Here is a 1088-nt window from a genome sequence, read left to right as displayed (position 1 = left end):
TGGGCGCGCCCTCGCCGCGCTGGGCGGATGCCGCGGTCGCGTCGATCCGCGCCGTCGCGGCGCTGGGGGCGGGCTCGGTCACCATCTCGGACACCGACGTGGCGCTGCGCGTCCCGGCCGAGGTCGCGGCCGCGCGCTTCGACGAGGCGGCGGGCCGGCTGGATTCGGCGCTGCCCCCGGCCTTCGTCCTGACGGCGCAGCACGAAAAGGCCGATGAGGCGGCCAGGGGCCCGGCCGAGTTCACTGCGGTGGTCGACCCGGCCGGCGTGTCGCTGCGCGGCCGCATCACCGACGACCGGATGCGCGAGGCGGTGGAAAGCCTGGCCCGGGCGCGCTTCGGCCAGGTGGACAGCGCGCTGCGTAGCGACGATTCGGTGCCCGAGGGCTGGACGCTGCGCGCCATCGCCGCCATCGAGGCGGTCAGCGGGCTGGAACGCGGCACCGCCACGGTGACGCCCGACCTGGTGCGGATCAGCGGCGTCTCGGGCAGCCGGACCGCCTCGGACCTGGTGGCGGCGCGGCTTGCGCAGCGGTTGGGGGCCGGGGCGCGCTACGAGCTGGCGATCCGCTACGACCGGCGCATGGACCCGCTGCTGGGCCTGCCCTCGGGCGTCGAATGCGTGGACCGGCTGAACGCGGCGATGCGCGAATCCGAGATCGGCTTCGAGCCGAACAAGTCGGTGATCGCCGGCGATCCCGCCCCGACGCTGGCGCGGCTGGCCGAGACCATGCGGGAATGTTCGGATTTCCGCATCGAGATCGGCGGCCATACCGATTCGCAGGGCTCGGAAGGCTTCAACGCGGAACTGTCCCGCGCCCGGGCCCAGGCGGTGCTGACCGCCATGGCCGAGGCGGGGATCGACACCGGGAACCTGACCGCCCGGGGTTATGGCGAAAGCCAGCCCATCGCCGAGAACGACACCGATGCCGGGCGCGAGGCCAACCGGCGCATCGAATTCACCCTGCTGGCCGACGCGCCGGTGGTGACCGAGGCGCCGGCCCCGGCCGCGCTGGTCAAGGGCGTGACCGACAGCCCCGAGGCGGTGGCGGCGCGGGCGCGGGCGGCGGCGCTGGTGGCGGCGACCGCG

The 1088-nt window shown here is 75.1% G+C and carries 1 protein-coding gene; it reads left to right on the top strand.

All coding sequences use genetic code 11. The annotated features are described in order from the left end of the window. The coding region (locus I9P22_RS24255) for an OmpA family protein (RefSeq protein WP_199262783.1) at positions 1–1088 on the top strand (1088 nt) is incomplete at both ends.

It is taken from the genome of Paracoccus binzhouensis (assembly GCF_016446475.1).
GTDB lineage: Bacteria > Pseudomonadota > Alphaproteobacteria > Rhodobacterales > Rhodobacteraceae > Paracoccus > Paracoccus binzhouensis.
Note: the sequence above shows the minus strand (reverse complement) of the source record. Positions and strands in the feature narration are given on the sequence as shown.